The organism is Frankia sp. AgB1.9, assembly GCF_016786355.1.
Classification (GTDB): domain Bacteria; phylum Actinomycetota; class Actinomycetes; order Frankiales; family Frankiaceae; genus Pseudofrankia.
This window is the reverse complement of record NZ_JADWYX010000067.1, coordinates 1-16,810: the sequence shown is the minus strand read 5'-3', so window position 1 is coordinate 16,810 and position 16,810 is coordinate 1. Positions and strand designations below refer to the sequence as shown.

The 16,810-nt window shown below is 71.9% G+C and carries 11 protein-coding genes; 3 read left to right on the top strand and 8 right to left on the bottom strand.

The window, feature by feature from the left end; all coding sequences use genetic code 11:
- From I6A60_RS24720 to I6A60_RS24705, 4 genes are read right to left on the bottom strand one after another with little or no spacing between them, the layout of a single operon-like run.
- On the bottom strand, window positions 1–1,431 hold the full coding sequence (locus I6A60_RS24720; protein ID WP_238436167.1) for an ATPase, T2SS/T4P/T4SS family: 1,431 nt from the start codon (window positions 1,429–1,431) through the stop codon (window positions 1–3).
- Window positions 1,431–2,354, bottom strand: coding sequence for a flagellar biosynthesis protein FlgA (locus tag I6A60_RS24715; protein WP_203013555.1), 924 nt, complete (start codon window positions 2,352–2,354; stop codon window positions 1,431–1,433). The genes I6A60_RS24720 and I6A60_RS24715 overlap by 1 nt, the downstream gene beginning before the upstream one ends.
- A 55-nt stretch (window positions 2,355–2,409) precedes the next feature.
- Entirely contained in the window at window positions 2,410–3,324 is a 915-nt protein-coding gene (locus I6A60_RS24710; RefSeq protein ID WP_203013558.1) for a hypothetical protein, read from the bottom strand.
- The gene (locus tag I6A60_RS24705; RefSeq protein WP_203013561.1) at window positions 3,297–3,995 is read right to left on the bottom strand and encodes a hypothetical protein; all 699 of its coding nucleotides are present in this window, start codon (window positions 3,993–3,995) and stop codon (window positions 3,297–3,299) included. The genes I6A60_RS24710 and I6A60_RS24705 overlap by 28 nt, the downstream gene beginning before the upstream one ends.
- Before the next feature lie 1,032 nt (window positions 3,996–5,027).
- Here I6A60_RS24705 and I6A60_RS24700 point away from each other — a divergent pair.
- The gene (locus tag I6A60_RS24700) at window positions 5,028–5,963 is read left to right on the top strand and encodes a DUF2637 domain-containing protein (protein ID WP_203013881.1); all 936 of its coding nucleotides are present in this window, start codon (window positions 5,028–5,030) and stop codon (window positions 5,961–5,963) included.
- A gap of 150 nt (window positions 5,964–6,113) precedes the next feature.
- Here the strand turns inward: I6A60_RS24700 and I6A60_RS24695 are convergent, their stop codons facing one another.
- The 3 genes from I6A60_RS24695 to I6A60_RS24685 form a co-directional block, all read right to left on the bottom strand.
- The gene (locus I6A60_RS24695; protein WP_307873850.1) at window positions 6,114–6,344 is read right to left on the bottom strand and encodes a DNA-binding protein; all 231 of its coding nucleotides are present in this window, start codon (window positions 6,342–6,344) and stop codon (window positions 6,114–6,116) included.
- A gap of 253 nt (window positions 6,345–6,597) precedes the next feature.
- On the bottom strand, window positions 6,598–7,992 hold the full coding sequence (locus I6A60_RS24690) for an MFS transporter (RefSeq protein WP_203013564.1): 1,395 nt from the start codon (window positions 7,990–7,992) through the stop codon (window positions 6,598–6,600).
- A gap of 31 nt (window positions 7,993–8,023) precedes the next feature.
- Complete coding sequence (locus I6A60_RS24685) at window positions 8,024–8,377, bottom strand: nuclear transport factor 2 family protein (RefSeq protein ID WP_203013567.1); 354 nt, start codon at window positions 8,375–8,377, stop codon at window positions 8,024–8,026.
- A gap of 151 nt (window positions 8,378–8,528) precedes the next feature.
- Between I6A60_RS24685 and I6A60_RS24680 the strand changes: the two genes are divergently transcribed.
- Complete coding sequence (locus I6A60_RS24680) at window positions 8,529–9,314, top strand: helix-turn-helix domain-containing protein (RefSeq protein ID WP_203013570.1); 786 nt, start codon at window positions 8,529–8,531, stop codon at window positions 9,312–9,314.
- Between the two features lie 271 nt (window positions 9,315–9,585).
- On the opposite strand, the gene mobF is transcribed toward I6A60_RS24680, so the two are convergent.
- Window positions 9,586–14,640: a MobF family relaxase gene (gene mobF / locus I6A60_RS41970; protein ID WP_238436166.1), complete on the bottom strand. Its 5,055-nt coding sequence runs from the start codon at window positions 14,638–14,640 to the stop codon at window positions 9,586–9,588.
- A gap of 793 nt (window positions 14,641–15,433) precedes the next feature.
- Between mobF and I6A60_RS24670 the strand changes: the two genes are divergently transcribed.
- The gene (locus tag I6A60_RS24670; RefSeq protein ID WP_203013573.1) at window positions 15,434–16,372 is read left to right on the top strand and encodes a hypothetical protein; all 939 of its coding nucleotides are present in this window, start codon (window positions 15,434–15,436) and stop codon (window positions 16,370–16,372) included.
- Window positions 16,373–16,810: the final 438 nt, after the last annotated feature.

Here is a 16,810-nt window from a genome sequence, read left to right as displayed (position 1 = left end):
TCACCGGATCCCTGCCGGGGCGCGGCGCGCGGCGAACTGCCGCGGATCGATGACCGTCGCGAGTTTGTCCCGCAGCGCGGGCGAAAGGTCGATCTCGGTGCGCACCGCCCGGCCCACACCGGAATGCCACGCCCACAACTGCGCGGACGTGACCATCCCGGCCTGGTAGTCCCCGATCTCCCGCACCTCCGTGATCACCCGTCGCCCGCCGATCTGGGCGACGTGGACCACGAGGTCGACCGCGCGCGCGATCGTCGCCAGCACCACCGGCTCGCCGACCTGCCGGGAGCCGAACGCGGCATAGGTCTGCAGCCGGGCGACGACATCCGCCGCGGACAGGGCGTGGATCGTCGTGGCGACTCCCTGGCCGATGCCCTGCCCGGCGCCGAGCAGCAGCGGCAGGACGCCGCCGTCGGGTTTCAGCTCCCCCAGCAGGAGCCGGCTGGGGGTCTCGCGGCGCAGGTCGGCGGTCAGGTAGCGCTCCATCGAGTACTCGCCGCGGCCGTCGACATTGGGCTCGCGGGTCTCGAACTCGACCAGGTTGCGCCACCGGGCGCGGTCGAGGAACAACTCGGCCTCGTCCTCGACGGTGATAACCCGTTCCAGGGACCGGTCCGCGGGCGTGGCATTCGCCCACGCACGCAGCAGCGTGGTCTTGCCCACGCCGGTGCCACCGGAGATCACCAGACCGAACGGCACCTGCAACGCGGACGTCGCAGCCAACAAAGCGATCACATCCGGACCGCACAGGCCCCCGGCCGCGAGCCCCGCGAGCGTCTCGAACCCGGGGGCGAACAGCCGGCAGTCCAGATGGGTCAGCGACGTGACCCGGCCGATCGCGTGGACCCGCACCCCGTTCGGCAGCCGGAACCGGACCGACGGATTGGCCTCGTCGAACCGCCGGCCCGCGAGCGCGGCCTGGCTGGCGACCCACTCCCACACCTGGCCGTCCGACTCGAACGGCGACGGGCCCTCCACCCGCCGCCCCGTGAGACGTTCGGTGCAGATCATGTTCACGGCACCGTTGATCTCCACATCACTGAAGCGATGTGCCGCCGACAGCACCGGGCCCATCGGGCCCAGATCGGCGCCCGCGGCCCGGGCCTGCTGTCGGACCAGATCCTCGGCCACCGGGCCTATCGGTGGACGCCCCTCGGCTTCCGCCTGCCGGCGGGCCGCGTCCAGCACGGCCGTGACCGAGTCCTCGACCAGCCGGGCCCGATCGACCCCGCCGGCCGTTCCTGGACGGCGGACGTGCCCCAGTCGCGTCTGCACGACCTCGCCGACCCGCGCCACCAGTACCGCGATCCACGCCGCCTCCACCTCGGCGTTGTCCGGCTCGACGGGCACCGGCATTGCCTGCGCGGCCGGCGCAATCGCCCGGATCAGCGGCGCCCGATCGTCGTCCTGGCGGGAACCACGCGTCGCCATCAGCCGCCGCCTCCAAGCGTCCCGCCCAGGCCGGCCGTGGCCCCAGGCCCGGCGGTGCCCGAGACGCCCACCCCGGTGCCGTTGGCTCCCGGAGTGACCGGCTGAGTCGACGGGTCAGCGACGCCGCCACCTGTGCCGCCGGCGGCCGGTGCCCCGGCGACCGTTGGGCCGCTGGTGCCGGCGCCCGCCGCGGGGTCCGGGCCGGCGCCCGCGGAACCGTCAGTCGACGGCGCGCCGACAGCAGCGGCCGCGGAGCCTGTGACACCGAGGAGGCGGACACCGGGGCTCGTCGCGGCGGCCATCGCGACCTGCGCGGCGACCGTGTCCGGGACGGCCAGGTAGACGACCATGCCACCGCTGCCAGCGGCGCTGTTCTGGGCGCGGACCTCGGTCACCGTCACCTGCTCGGCGAGCGTCACCGGCTCCTTCGTCACCGGGTCCACCCCGACGACGTCCACCAGCTCACCCGATCGTGGCCCGGACGACGGCAGACCCGCCGCGTCCACCGCCACCCCGAGCGTCAACGTGCCGGCGGAGCCCGCGACCGTCCCCAGGAGCTCCGGGTTGAGCACGATGCCGGCGGGCAGGTCGACCAACGCCTGGCGGCCCACCATCACGGCACGGGCCGTCGCTGGTGTCACCAGCCGGATACGTCCCCCGTCCGTGGTCACCCGTACGTCGGCCAGGTCCCCGGTCGTGAGGACCTGGCCGCGTTCCAGCGGCCGAGCCAACGCCACGGTGTCGATCAGGTGCTGGTGGTTGGAGCCCAGCCATACCGCCCCAAAAGCCCCGACGACTGCCAACAGCAGCCCGGTGGCCAGGGCACCCCACCGCAGCGGCCCTCTTGTCCCGGCGGTCGGCTCCCAGAGGGGCTCGGCGTCCGGTTCCGGGGCGTCCCAGCGGCGCGGCGCGACGAACGTCATCGCCGATCCCTTCTCCTCGCGCCGGGGCACGGCCGCCCCGGCATCGTCGTGGTCATCAGCCGCTTCGCTCCACGGCCTGGTATTCGCGCACGACCGCGTCGAACGGCGCCGTCGTCACGAGCGGATCGAGAAGGCCCGTCTCGCCGTCGCTGACCGCCCAGGTGACCCGCCAACGCACCGACAGCGACGCCGCCCAACTGCGCCCGTTCGCAGCCGCGGTCGAGGCATCCCGGTAGGTGTAGGAACACGCCGGCGGTGGGGTGTTCGACGGCGGTGGGGCTACCGGATCGAAGGTCAGCCCCGGCCCCGGACACGTCGCGGGCGGCGCGCCGTCCCCGGGATCGAAGACCAACGCATCGGGTGTCGCGGTGACGGTGACTGACAGGCCGAGCGCCTCGGCCGTCGCCGTCACTGCGACCCACTGCGCCGCCGGAACCGCGAACCAGGTCGCGACCTTGACCACCAGCCCGCTGTCCGGGTCCGGCGACAACACCGGCTTGGGCGTCGGCAGTTGCTGGCGGACCTCGTCTTCCGCCGCCGCCTGCAGGGCGGGCACGTTCTGGACCTGGAACCATTCCCAGGTGGTCAACTTGCCGTCACACAGCCGGACGTACAGACGGGAGACAGACCCGTCAGCGTCCGTTCGGTCAGGGGACTGGACGGCCGGCCCGCCCGGCTCCGAGGGGGTCGAGGCCAGGTACCGCTGCGCCGTCTCCCAGACGCAGCGTGGGGCCGCACCTGCGTTGCCGGCTGGCGACGGGGCGTCGCCGGTCGCGGTCAGCGAGCCGATGAGCTGCTCGCGGTCCTGGTCGGTGCGCACCTCGCCGTGCGCCGCCAGGCCCTCGTTGAAGAAACTGATGGGCCGCGGGTCCGCCCAGGCGGGCAGCGACGGAAGCACGGTGAACGCGGCGCCGGTCAACACGGTTGTCGTGCCGATGGCAATCAGGAGCCGGCGGGCCGGGCCGGGCACCGGTTCTCGCCTTCCCAGCTGCTGACGAGGTCGCCGCCGTCGATCTTCCAGGTGCCGTCGGCCTGCTGCGCCCACACGACATGGGTGCGGCCACTCGACGGGGTGTTGTTGACGATGATGTCCTGCCCGTCGGGCGCGTGATTGACCCCGTCGATGATGACGCCGGTGTCGTAGCCACACACGGTCGCTGTTGCTCTTCCCGCAGGTGGGAGGGCATCGACGGTGATGTTCTCGATGATGTAGTAGTCGTTGGCGCTGGGGCGGACGACATAACCGTGGCTTGCGAGATATGAAATGTCGCCTTGCTCGTTGCGCGCGGGTACCGAACCGTCGACATACACCGCGAGTAGCGCATTCACGAGTGCCTGGTCACGGGGGCTGGCGGCGGCCGCGCGATACGCCCGGTAGTAGCGAGCCTGCGCCGTGGTTACCGCGGCGCGGACCACTGCGGCACCGTCGATCGGCGATGCCGGGGCCGTGACCGTCGGCCTGGCGCTCGAAGTAGTCGAGGGCGAGTTGGAGGTGCCCCCGCTGGAGCCGCCGCAGGCAGCAGTGGTCAGGCACACGCTGAGGGTGGCGATGACTGCGAACGCCCGGATGCGGACATAGCCGGGTTGCCTTTCGATGCCGGTTGTCCGGATCCGGACATTGCGCGCGCGGAGCCGAGTCATGTGGCGCGGACCCGCTTTAGGTAGGCGGCGATGTGGTGGGGAGCCGGGTCGCATTGGGCCTCCTAACAGGCGCGCCGGGCGGGGTGGCACACGGCACCAACGAATGGCCGTTGGTGGGCAGGACACTGCAAAGGCAGCAGTCTGATCGAGTGCTTGGGCGCCCAGGCGCGTTTGTAAGCCGATGGGCCAATTGTCCGCGCGCTCCCCGATGCGCGCCGGCAATCAGCCGAACTCGGTAGGCGCAAACTAGCCCAACCCGGACGACCCGGGAAGGTGAACAGCTTGGCCAGCCTCCGCCATGTTTTGGCCATATGGCGCGATGCCGCCAGAGCGCGGTTACCTCGACGAAACAGGCCTGATGGGCGTGCTCGACGCCGATGTGCTCGAAGGCGGGGCACGGTGATGTTGGGCGCCGACGGCCAGCGATGCTCGTTCTTCGACCGATTTGGTGACTCCCCTCGAACTTCCTCCCTCGCAAGCCTGGCGCGGCCTGGCGCCCTCGCGTCGATAGCGCCTAGGCGTCTGGTGTCACGAGCTGACGGTGTCGACCGACGACCTCACCGAGGCCCTCGCGGCGACCCTCACCTGACCCGCCAGGCCGGGCTCAAGCCTCGCGCCGGCCCTCGTCGAGGCCCTCACGATCGAGGGACCGGCCGGAAAAGCGCCTGGTAACCCTCGCTGGGCCCGTCGCTACGGCACCCCACCCTCGCCGGGGCTCGTAGACGCGTCGTGGACGACCGGTCGTGGGCGCGAGCCGTCGACACGCCGAACAACAGCCTCCACGATCGTTGAATAACGGGGAGCTACATTCCGTGAAACTTCGCCACACCCGACATTTCGATGCTCGGCCGTCCCCGCCTCCGTCGCACCACGCACACCCCTGCAGGAGACGACATGACCCTCGCTCCGACCGCTCCGATCCGCGGTGGCTGGGCAGTCCCTGAGCCCGTCTTCCCGCGGCTTCAGACCGTCCTCCCGCCAACCTCGGACAGCGTTCCGGCCGCCACGCGCGGAAGCGCTCAGCTTCACGCCATGGGCTGGGCGGCTCAGAGCGCCCCCGACGTGGGCACCGGTGGTCCCAGCCGAACGCGACCGCGCCGGTGGCGCGACGGCGACTCCTGGATCCGCCTCGCGACTGTTCTCGCGGTGCTCGCGGTCGCGGTCATCGCCGCCTCCGTCAGCTACCGCCACATCAGGGGTGTCGCCCTCGACCACGGCGAGGACCCGACTGCCGCGGCGATCATTCCTATCTCCGTCGACGGACTGATCGTCGCGGCCTCGATGACCCTGCTGGCTGACAGCCGCGCTGGTCGTCGCCGTAATTGGCTTCCGTACACGCTGCTGGCTCTCAGCTCGGCGGCGAGCGTCGCGGCCAATGTCATGCACGCGCAGCCGGACCTCGCGGCCCGCGTGATCTCTGCGTGGCCGAGTGCTGCGCTGATCGGCGCCTACGAGCTTTTGATGGGCCAGATTCGTGCCGCCACCCGTTCCTCCGTGCCTGAGGGCCAGGCCGGCCGGCGCCACCCGGCGGTTGCGGTCGGTCCAGGCCTAGGAGCGCCGGGTGTTCCGACGCCTGGCCCGGCTGGGTTCACCGCTGCGGCCAGCCCCGAACCGCAAGGCGTTCGCGGCGATAGGTCCCAGGGTCCTCGCCCGATGCCTGGCGACGAGCTCGACGGGGCGAACCCCTTGGGTGTGCACACCGCCGCCGGGCCGGACGGGGCAGCGCAGAGTGTCGCCGCGTCGACGGGGAACGCTGACATGACCTTTGGCCCGGTCCCCGTGCTGAGGGCGGGTACCAAGCGGGCCGCGCTGATCGCGCTCCTGGCTAGCGTCGCCCCCGATGACCCGCGTTCCGACTATGCCCTCGCCCGCGACCTGGCGCCGATCGTGGATCTCCATGCAGGCACCGCTCGCCGCTACATCGCCCAGGTGCGCCGCCCCGTCGCTGGGCTCCGCCTGTCCGCGTGAAGTCGGCAGCGGCACCAGGCCCCGGCAGGAGAACAACGCTGTGGCTTGACGGCGCCTACCTCGCCAGACATCAGGTGGCCTGGGCGCCGGCTGACTGTTTTGGCCGCCGATTGGCGCCGGGACGTTGGTGCGTGCCCGCTGCCCGCCGGCCTACGTGTCATCGCTCTTCTCGCCGGCGCCGCTGCGGCGGCGCAATCGGCCGTCGGGGCGATGTTCGGCGAGCCAGCCCTCAATGTCCTCGGTACGCCAGATGTGGCCGGCGGCCAGGGTGGCGTAGGGCTTCGGGAACGTCGGATCGGTGCGTAACAGCTGGTTGACCCGGGTGCGGTCGGTACCGAGCCGTTTCGCGATTTCCGCGGCGCCCATCAGCGGTTGCCCCACGTTTCGGGAGCCTATTCGACGGCCGTCGAGGCGCAGTCCGCGGTCGCGATCGTCCAGGTACGTTGCGCGTGAAGACCGCTGCCGCAGCGGAGGTCCGGGCAGGGCCGGCCCGTCGCTACGCACCCCACCCTCGGCGGCCCTCTGCGGGGCTGAGGAGCATCTACCCGGCTGGGCGTGCCCTTCAGGCGCCGACAAGGTCACGGATCGGGCCGATGTCGGTGGCCCGATCCGTGGTCGTTGGCTGTCGGCGAGATCAGTGCTTCGGGCGGAGCAGCTGCGTCAGGAGGGCGGTGGCTGTGGTGAGTCCGGCGAGTACCCAGAGGCTGACGGCGAAGGCGTCGGTGATCGCGCCGGGGCGGAAGAACACGATGCCGATGACCGCGACCCCGAGCGCCCCGCCGACCTGTTGGGCTGTCGAGAGGATTCCCGCGGCCGATCCCGCGTGGCGTGGGTCGACGCCGGCGAGCACGGTCGAGGTGAGCGGCACGAGTACCAGGCCGATGCCGAACCCGATGACTGCCATGCCTGGGGTGAGGTCCCAGGCGGACCCGGCATGTGCCGCCTCGGCGAGTAGGACGCAGCCTGCCGCCACGAGGAGTGCGCCGAGGGCGAGCACTTGGTGGCCGATTCGTCGCGCGACCGGAGTGGCGGCGAGTAGTGCTGCGAAGTAGCCGGCTCCGACCGCTGTGAACACGACTCCGGAGAACAGTGCGCTGTAGCCGCGTCCGCGTTGGAGGTAGAGCGCGAGGATGAAGAAGAACGACGGCGGGACGAGTGCGAACGTGAGTCCGGCGAGGCAGCCGATGGAGAAGGTCCGGTCCCGGAACAGCGCCAGATTTACCAGCGGCGCGCGGCCGAGAGCCGAACGCCGTCGCTGATGCGCGGCGAAGCAGACGGCCAAGGCCGGTGCGGCTGCGAGGCTTAGCCAGGTCCAGGCTGGCCAGCCGTGCTCTCGTCCCTCGATGAGGGGCAGGACGAGGGCCGTGACCGTGCCCGTCCCGAGGGCTGTCCCGACCAGGTCGAGCCGGGTCGCGGCCCCACGCGACTCCGGCACGAGCCGGCTGACCATCGGCAACGTCGCGAGGCCGACCGGGATGTTGATCAGGAAGATCGTCCGCCAGCCGAGACCGGCGACGTCGGCCTGGATCAGCGCCCCGCCGAGGAGTTGGCCGAGCACGCCGGCGATGCCCATCGCGAACCCGTAGGCCGCGAAGGCGGCGTTCCGCCGGGAGTCGGTGTAGGTGGTGCCGAGGATCGCGAGGACCTGTGGGGTGAGCAGCGCGCCGGCCGCGCCCTGCAGCATTCTGGTGGCGATGAGCACGCCGGCGGTGGGAGCGAGGCCGCAGCCCGCGGACGTGAGGGTGAACAGGGCAAGGCCGAGGGTGAACATCCGGCGGCGCCCATAGATGTCACCGAGCCGCCCGCCCGTGATCATCCCGGCCGCGAACGTCAGCCCGTACCCCGCCGCCACGAGGGACACCGCGGCTGGGTTGGCGTGGAGGTCGGTCTGGATCGACGGCACGGCGACGTTGACGATGAAGAAGTCGAGGAAGGTGACGAACGTTCCGGCGAGCACCACGAGCAGCGGCGCCCAGCCGACCGTTTCCGGCCGGATCTGGACCGGCCTGACGTCGGCGAGAGTGGTCATTGTTTCTCTCCTGATCGGAAGGCGAGAAAAATCAGCTCGGCACCCGTTCGAGGAAGCCGAGTACCCGTTCGATGCGTCCCTCGTTATCGGTGATGACGACGTCGAAGCCGACGACGACCGGCTCGGCGCCTTCCGGCCCGAGGCCCCAGGTGAACCGAGCGATGTTGTGGTGGGCGTCGATCGGGCCGGCTGGCGAGAAGACAAAGCCGGGGAACTGGCTCTGGACTGCGGCGATCGCTGCGTCCAGTGCGTCCCGGCCCTGGACCTGCGCCAGGGGGTCGAGGTAGCTGGGGTCGGCGGTCCAGAAGCGGTCGATCAGTGCCCGTCGGGCGTCGGCGTCGGTCTCGTTCCAGCACGCCAGGTAATGGTCAAGAAGGTCAGGCACAGCGAATTTCCCTTCGCCACCGGAGTTGTGTTACTCGTCGATGGCGATCCTGCCGGCGGCACCGGGGCGGGTCGATTCCCTAGCAGGTAATGCGATCTCGTTACCTGGCAGGTAATCGCCGGCTTACGGGGCGGGGGATACGGTCGCTGGTATGAGCGTCACCGCGCTACCCACCCGCCCGGTCGGACAGCTCCTGCGCGACTGGCGCGAACGGCGCCGGCTCAGCCAACTCGAGCTGTCCAACCAGGCCGAGATCTCCACGCGCCACCTCAGCTTCGTGGAGACAGGACGGTCGCGCCCGACGCCGGAGATGATCCTGCGCCTCAGCGAGCACCTCGACGTCCCGCTCCGCGAACGCAACCAGCTGCTCCTCGCGGGCGGCTACGCACCCGCCTACCCGCAGCACGGACTTGACGAGCCGGAACTGGGCAGCGTGCAGGCGGCGCTGCGCCTCGTGCTGTCCGCGCATGAGCCCTTCCCCGCTCTGGTGATCAACCGGTGGTGGGAGCTGCTGGACGCGAACGCCGCGGTCGGCGTCCTGACTGCCGGCTGCGCTGCGCATCTACTCGAACCGCCGGTGAACGTGCTGCGGTTGAGTCTGCATCCGGACGGGATGGCGCCGCGGATCGCGAACCTCGGGCAATGGCGCGCGCACCTGCTTGGTCAGGTCCGTCGGCGGGCTGACGACACTGGAGACGAACGGCTACGGGAGCTCCACGACGAGCTCGCCGACTACCCCGGCGGAGCCCGCTCGACCCTGCCGCCTAACAACGTGGTGCTGCCGCTGCGGCTGCGTCACGAGTGTGGCGAACTGTCGTTCTTCTCTATCGCGGCGAAGGTCGAGACCGCCGCCGACGTCACGGTGGACGAACTCACGGTCGAAGCCTTCTACCCGGCCGATCCTGAGACCAACAGCCGGATGCGGGCGCTCGTGTGAGGAGCAGGTAGCCGAGTAAGTCCCGGCCCGACCACGATCCCGACAATCACGGTGACCTTAGGACCAGCGCCTCCGGAACTGCTGGGCCGATGAAACGCATATTCGAGCCAGTTGATGATGCTGTCGGCCGAGCCTGCTCTGGGCACCATTCCTAGCCAGGATACGGAGGGCGACCGAGCGGACGGCGATTCCGCGGCCCTGAACCCCGAAAAAAGGGTTCGGATTGCGATAGACCGGGCCGGCCGCGCCGCCCGGCGCTGCCGGCAGGCGTTTACAGCGGAAGCACCGGCCCGTGCGGGAAGCCGATTTGGAGGGCTTGTCTGTAGGCATCCGCAGCGGCCAGCTCGACGGGCCGGTTTCCGAGCGCGCGGCGGCCCGGGTCGGAGGCGTCGGTCAGTGCGGGGGCACCGTAGGGGAGACCGACGTGATGGTGGCGGTAGTGCTCGACCCGGTGGGCGGCGCTGTCCCAGGCACTCGTGTCCGGCTCGGTGATCGGGCGGGGGCCGAGGAGATCGGTGAGGTAGCGTGCGGGTTCGGCTGTGGCGCGCAGCAGCGCGGTGCTGGTCTGGCGGTCCAGCGCGGCGTCGAGCGCCTCCCGCCGCGCCAGCGTGTCTGCCTGCGGTCGGTCGGGCAAACCGGCCGAGCCCAGGGACAGGTGCGGCTGGGTGAGCTGTTCGTCGAGGGCGCGCCGCGCGGCGGCGAGCGTGTGGGTGGGCTGGGTCGCCAGCTGGTTGATCTCGGCGGTGCGCAGGAGGCGCGTGACGGTGTTCCAGTCCTCCTGGGCGGTGGCCGGGGTGGGCAGGTCGTACACCGTCGGGTCTAGGCCCCCAGCCTGGCACAGTGCGGTGACGCGGTGGTCGAGAACCGCGGCGCCGGTCCGTGCGTCGTCCGACGGTTCGGCGCTGAGGGCGGTTTCGAGTCGGTCGGCGGTGTGGCCATGGTCGAGCAGAACGTGCAGGCCGCCGATCGCGCGCTGGCGCGGGACCGCTTCAAGGTGGCTGTCGAAGCGGGTCCGCGCGTGCTCGGGGAGCCCGGCGGCCCAGGTGGCGGCGAGGTGGACGGCCTGGTCGTGGTGACGTAGCCAGGGATCGGCGATCCGGTCGTGAGGGTTGGCGCCGGGCGGCGGTCCGGGGTCGCCGGCCGGCGCGTCCGGCGTGTAGCGGGCCCGGTAGATGGCCAGGGCGGCGACGGCGTCGTCCCAGACGGCTCGGTCGGGGCCGGTCGGTGGCCGGGGGCCGATTCGTTCCAGGAGTGCGGCGGATTGCTGGGCGAGGGCGTCGGCGCGTAGCGCTGCTTCGGCGGCGAGTTCGGCGCGCCGCAACAGCACCGCCCAGGGAAGACCGGAACGACGTGGCTCGTGGCGTGGCGCGTCCGGCGCGAATGACGGCTCGTCGGGCTCGCCCTCGACGGCGCGTGATACGCGCTGGGCGTGATCAAGCTGTGCCGTCGTGCGAAGCGGCGCGTCTTCGGGCGCGTTTGGGGCTCGGCGGCGCGGATGGACGCTGCCGGCGATCGGCGCGGGGGCTCCCTCCGGCGCGCCAGAGCCAGCACGAGCCGAGCCTGGCGCGTCCGAGCGGCTCGCCGGGACGGATGTCGCTGGTCCGTGGCTCGGCGCGCGATGGCCCGTCGGCACATCTTCGGGTGACGCGGTGTCCGTCGGGACCCGCGGCAGGGTCTCGTCACGCCGGCCACGCGGATCGCCCGGCCCGGGGGCGGTGCGGCGTAGGGCGGTCAGGTCCGCGAGGGAGTGGTCGCACACGAGTTGGTGGGCGGCGATGGCGTGCGGGTCGTGGTCGGTGGCTAGGCGTTCCGGGCGGGTGTGCGCGAGGTGGTCGGCGAGCTGGTGGAGCGGGTCGCTGTCGGCGTCGGCCAGTGCGGGTAGCCAGGTTTCGTCGTCGTCGTTGTCGTGCAGGTCGTCGCGGCGTAGGACGTAGGCGTGCAGGTCGGTGCGGGCGCGGGAGAGCATGACGTAGAGGCCGGGGCGGCTGGTGTCGTCGGGGACGACGGCGCGGGCGGTGTCCATGGTCGCGCCCTGGGCTTTCGCGGCGGTGATGGCGTAGGCGTGCCCGAGACCGCCGTCGCGGCCGTCGTCGAACCGGTGGGTCAGATAGGTCCACGGCACCCGCGCGGTTCCCTTGCCTGGGAAGTAGACCTCCAGCGCCTGGTCGGCGGCGGTGTCGGCGAGGTGGACGGCGGTGACGACACCGACGGAGCCGGTGCGGATGTAGGCCGCACGGGGCCGGCCTTCCGGGATGAGGGAGTGGCCTGCCTGGGTCAGCGTGACGACGTCGTCGCCCTTCTGGAACTCCCGGCCCGCGACCCGCAGCACAGGCCCGGTGAGCGTGTCGTCGGCGGCCAGGAGCGTACGGGCGGCAGCATTGAGGAGGTCCACGTCGTGGCGGCGTTCGGCCATCATGTGGACCCGCACGGGCCGCGCCTGCGTGGTTGCCCGCGCACCGTGCCGCGAGCGGCCGGCGCCGGCGGATCGCACGGTGCTTGGCTCGACTGGCTCGTCGCGGTCAATCGGCATGCTGGCTCGGCGCGCTGCTGTCCGGCTCGACGCGCCGAGCCCCGGCGCGTCTTCTGAGGTTGGCGTGTCATCCGCGCTGTCAGGTTCGGCGCGTTGCGCGGACGCGCCGGACTCGGGTCGGCTCGACGTCCCGGCCGCCATCTCATCCGGCGCGTTACGCGCGTCGTTGAGCTCGGCCGGAGTTGGTGCCGCGCCGGCCCCGGCCTGGCTCGGCTCGGCTTGAGGCGAGCTGGCGCCACTCGGGCCGTCGGCGTCGATGGGGCTTGGCTTGTCGGGATCGGCTTGGCCGGCTCGGATGGTGTGCTGGCGTTCGGCGTACCAGTCGGCGACGGCGCGTTCGAGAAGGACGTCGGTGGTGTCGGCGAGGTGGATGCGGCCGTGGGCGGCGAGCTGGTCGAGCGCGGCGCGGGCCGACGGGCCGGTCGTGGCGCGTAGCGCGCCGAGCGCGGCGCGGACCGCGGCCAGTTCCGGCCCGGCCTGGCGCTGCACCGTGGTCAGTTCCGGCAGGTCGGGGGAGTGAGCGGTGAGGTGGGCGAACCAGCCGCCGGCGGCGACCGAGCCGAGCTGCGCCGGGTCGCCGAGCAGGACGAGCACGGTGCCGGTGCGGGTCGCGTAGCGCAGGAGCCGTTCGGCGTCGCGGGTGGAGACCTGGGTCGCCTCGTCGACGATCAGCAGCGAGCCGGCCGGCCACACGTCGGCCGGATTTTCGACGTTTTCCAGGAGGGTGAGCCAGCTGGCGACGACGCGGGCAGGGATGTTGATCCGGTCGGCGAGTTGTTCGGCCTGGCGGCCGCCGTGCGCGGTAGCGAACACGTGGCGGCCGGCGGCGTGCAGGATGCCGGTCAGGACGCGCATCGCCTCGGTCTTGCCGGTACCCGCCGCGCCGACCGCGGGGCGGACCAGGTCGCCGCTGGTCAGCAGCCGGCGCAGGAGCTCCGCCTGCTCGCCCGACAGCGCCGGCCCGCCCGCCACCGACCCAGCATCGGCAACCGCCGACCCGGGTAGCGGAGGGTTCGTCGCGGCGGCCAGATGCGCGGTGACCGTCTCCTCGTCAACGAGCAGGCGTGGCGGGGCGCCTTCGGTGACCTGGCCTTGCCTGCACAACCCGAGCAGGGTGTCCTCGGAGACGAGGAGGCTTTCGACGGTGTAGACGGGTTCGGGTTCGTGGCGGCGCCGGCGGCGGGTGGTGTCGTGCAGCAGGACGACGCGCCGGTCGGCGAGGAACCGGTCGGCGAGCTGTTCGATCTGCACTGCGTCGCAGCGATTGCCGACCCAGGCGGCGACCTGTTGGACGACGTCACGTCGCACGAACGTCGTCTTATGCGCGGTCAACCCCGCCGCTCCGGCCAGCAACTCGAACAACGCGGCGACATCGCCAGCGCCGATCTGCGCCAGCCGCTTCGGCTCGGGAGGGTGGGGGAGTGGCGGCGCGAGTTGGCGGACCCGCTCGGGTGTCCACCCGGCGGTCGTCAGCCGCGCGAGCTGCACGGCGGCGACCTGCTCGTCGGCCAGCACCTTCTTCGGCGCCCGGGACTCCCGTTGGGCCACGGCGGCCGTCCGGCCCGAGGGTTCCAATCCCTGGGCAACGAGCTGGGTGAACTCGGCGACAACCTCGCCATGCCGCGTCGAGAACGCGGCCAGCAATTCGGCGGGGAACGCGGCGATCTCGGCGACCCCGCTGCGCGCGGGCTCCCAGACGACCCCGCGGCGGGCCGACAGTTCGTGGCGTAGCACCGCCGCGCCGACATAGCCGGCTGTCTTGATCTGCGCGAGCAGCATCTCCCCGTCGACGGCACGCCACTCCCAACCACCGGCCCCTGGTGGCCTCGAAGGGTCCGCGGTCTCGTCGGGTGGGTCGGCGGGGACGGCGACCGCGTTGACGACGATGTTGTGGATGTGCAGGTGCGCTTCGTCGTTGCGCGAGACGTCATGCAGGTAGGACGCGACCGCGAGCCCGACCGCCCGCCGGTTGTGGCCGCGGACCTGGCCGAACGCGGCGTGCCGCTCCAGGTAGCCGATCGTCGCGTCGACCGCCGCGTCCAACGAGGCGCCGACGTCGGCGCGCAGCGCCTCGTCGCCGAACGCCCACAGCAGGCTCACCGACTTCGGCGCCGCGCACACGATGTCGTAGCCCAGCACCGTCGCCGGCGGGGTCCGCCGCGCGGACCACACCGCCAGCTCGCTGCGGCGCACCCACCAGCGACCGTCTGGACCTCGCTGCCCGGACAGACCGTTCGCTGATGTCCCGGTCGCGTCTGCTGGCGGGGCCTTTGTCTGCGCTTCGGTCCCGCTCGCTGCTTGGCTGACCAGCCGGCGCAGGTAGGTCGCGGTGACGCCCGCTACGTCCGCCGCCTCGGCGAGCGTCAACCAGTCGTCTTCGACGCCCGGAGCGCCGCGCCGCCCAGCGTCCGCGCCGTCGGCCGCGAGACCCTTCGCCGTGGGTGCGCTCGTGTCGGCGGACCCACCTGTTCGCGTCTGCGAGGTGGCAGCTGGGTTGATCCGCGCGGCACGGCCGGCTGACCTGCTGGCGGTCAGCAGCGGCAGGCCGGTGATGGCGTGCTGGCCTTGAAGCACCCGGGACAGCGCCGACTCAGGAATGTCTGCTCGCAACCCGACCAGACCGGCTGCCGCTCCGCGGGCGCGTCCTCGCGCCTGCCCCCGGCCGTAGTACCGCGACAGCGGGTCTGTCGCCTCCGGTTGACCGCCCTGCGCGTACTGAACGACCGCCCGTGTCGCCTTCGTGAGGTCCCCAGGCGTCCGGGCGCGCACCCGCAGCACCCGCGCCGTCGCGATCATTCCGCGCCGCCCGGACGCCGGCCCGACCAACGGCCGGCGGGCACGCCGGCCGCCCGCGCTGTGCGCTGGCGCCGGAAACACCGCACCACCAGACGACCGCGACTGGCCGCGCGATGGCGGCCGCCGGGCGACGAGGCCTCTCGTCTGCCGCGACGCCACCCCTGCATCCACCGTGCCATGTCGACTCCTTCGCCAGTCCGGCGCGCACCGCGCCTGGCCGAGCCGACCGGGTGCGGGCATCCCGAGGCCCGACGGTGTCGGGCAGTGACCTCACCGACGACCTCACGACAGCCCTCACGCCCGGCGTCGCGGCCGGTCAGCACGCAGCAATGGCCCTCGCCGACGACCTCGTCGACGCCCTCGCGTCCGGTGGTGTGGCAGACCCAGGGCCTGGCGACCGCCCTCGCCGAGGACGCCCCAGACGGCGCGACGCGACCGACTGGCACCCGGTCTTCGTACGCGCGCGATGTCGTTCGCGAGGCCCGAAATGGTGTGCCGGAACAGTTGCGGGGCCTTCGTGATGCCCGCCGCCGGGACCGTGCCCTCGACCGTCGGAAGCCATGGACACACTCGTTGCGACCGCTACCTCCGGTGAAGCTCACCCGTCGCCTAGCGTCGCCACACCCTCTGTCCGGCGACGCCCCCGTGGGCCGTGCGTGGACCTGCGTCTCCGGATCGCCCCCTGGGAGCCCCGATGAGCGAGCCGCCGACCAGACCCTCACGGCGGCGTCCGAGCCCGACTCCTGACCCGCTCCCAACAGCCGGAGATCCGCCATGGCCGGCGAGCGACCCCGTGTTGTACAGCTGCCGGCTGGACGCCTCAGGCGTGCTGCGTGATCTGCCCGTCGCCGTACCTCAGGGCGCACAGCTGCGGATGGCGACCTACTGGTCCGAGCCACGTAGCGTCGACGGCTGGGCCCAGCGCGCCTGGTCCCGTGGCCCCGACGGCCGTGGCTTCGTCATTCCCGCTGTCACCGGCCTCGGTGACCTGCTTGCCATCAGCGCGGTCCGCCCCAGCATTCGACCAGTCCCCGTCGCGCGCGGCGCCCGCGGCTTCCTGTCGCCCCGCACCGTCGGCGACCCGGCAGCCCCCGCCAACCTGATCTTCCTCGGAACCTGGTTCGGCTACCTGCACACCGTCGAATCCGATGCCCTCGTCCTGCACGGCCCCTTCGGCAACGCCGACGCCGCGCATGCCGCAGCCCACCGCGGACTGCAACGCAAGCTCCGTGCCCCAGCCCTCGCCCCGTCAAATCTGGCCGGGCCGCCGCCACACCACCCCAGGCAGGTGAGCGCGGGTGTCACGCTCACGGTCGAAGGCCCGACCGCCACGATCGGCGACCCGGTGTTCGGCCAACTCAAGGTCTCGACCGAGCAGCTACTCGCCGCCCTGGCGATCCCTGCCGAGGACCTACGCGCCCTGCTGCACCGCCGCTACGGCGACCTACCCACCGCCACCTCCCAGGCCACCCTCGCGGCCCTCGCGGCCCGAACCACCCCCGACCGCCTGCCAGACATCCGTCGCCCACCGGGCACCCCCTACCCGGCGCCCGACGGCTGGATCCCCGACACGTCCTTCGCCGCCCCGACACCGCAGCCAGACGCCCAACCGCAGGCGGGCGTCCATCCACGTGAGCTCGCCGACCCGAGTGATCCGGGAGCCCCGCCAAATCCGGCCGCATCGATGGGCTCGGCCGATCCACCAGAAGCCGACGGCCCCGCGGTCTGGTGACGTGTGGTCGCGCGACCCGTGATCCGGCGACCACCGCCGTCACGGCCCCGAAGCTGGCGACGGATCTGGAAAGGCGGCAAAACCATCATTGCGGCTCCTGCGCGAGTCGTGCGCTTCGGCGAACGCGAGAATCGATCTTTCCGGAAAGATCATAAAACATCTTGGTGTCAATAGAGAATCAGCGCCAGCTCCGAGGAATGCCTCCTCCGCTGGCAGGTGTTGGCGTGCCGACCGGCATCGGTTCCGAACGGGTCGAGACGTCGACGCTGGAAGATCAACTCATGAACCTCATCGGGGCCCTCGCGCTACGTAGGGCACATATGGAGGTGGGGGGGGCGCCCCCCCCCCCCCGCCCCCCCCCCCGCGCCGCAGGGTTTCAGGTGGTGGCGGCAACGGCCTGGTGAACGGGTTCACGTCGAGTCACGCTAGATCGCCGCC

Bases quoted from the DNA above. Each gene is read 5' to 3' on its own strand.
- I6A60_RS24720 (WP_238436167.1), bottom strand. From the start codon at position 1,431: ATGGCGACGCGTGGTTCCCGCCAGGACGACGATCGGGCGCCGCTGATC.
- I6A60_RS24715 (WP_203013555.1), bottom strand. From the start codon at position 2,354: ATGACGTTCGTCGCGCCGCGCCGCTGGGACGCCCCGGAACCGGACGCC.
- I6A60_RS24705 (WP_203013561.1), bottom strand. From the start codon at position 3,995: ATGACTCGGCTCCGCGCGCGCAATGTCCGGATCCGGACAACCGGCATC.
- I6A60_RS24700 (WP_203013881.1), top strand. From the start codon at position 5,028: ATGGGCTGGGCGGCTCAGAGCGCCCCCGACGTGGGCACCGGTGGTCCC.
- I6A60_RS24690 (WP_203013564.1), bottom strand. From the start codon at position 7,992: ATGACCACTCTCGCCGACGTCAGGCCGGTCCAGATCCGGCCGGAAACG.
- I6A60_RS24680 (WP_203013570.1), top strand. From the start codon at position 8,529: ATGAGCGTCACCGCGCTACCCACCCGCCCGGTCGGACAGCTCCTGCGC.
- mobF (WP_238436166.1), bottom strand. From the start codon at position 14,640: ATGATCGCGACGGCGCGGGTGCTGCGGGTGCGCGCCCGGACGCCTGGG.